Annotated in this window: 1 protein-coding gene; it reads left to right on the forward strand. The window is 61.7% G+C overall.

The annotated features are described in order from the left end of the window. Positions 1 to 227: Ig-like domain-containing protein (locus ADJ24_RS03980; RefSeq protein ID WP_048702220.1), on the forward strand; the 227-nt coding region annotated here is incomplete at both ends.

Here is a 227-nt window from a genome sequence, read left to right on the forward strand (position 1 = left end):
GCCAACGGCAACCTGGTTTCCGGTGTGGCAGTGACCTTTACCGCCACCAATGGCGCCACGATCACCACCGCTTCCGCGACCACTGACGCCGACGGTATCGCCACCACCAAGCTGACCAACACCAAATCCGGTGTGAGCAAAGTGACGGCTACCGTCAACGGTGCCAGCCAGACTGTGGACACCACCTTTGTGGCCGACAGCAGCACGGCGACCATCAGCGACGGTAA

Origin of the sequence: Enterobacter sp. 940_PEND, assembly GCF_001059415.1 — a bacterium.
Taxonomy (GTDB): domain Bacteria; phylum Pseudomonadota; class Gammaproteobacteria; order Enterobacterales; family Enterobacteriaceae; genus Enterobacter; species Enterobacter cloacae_M.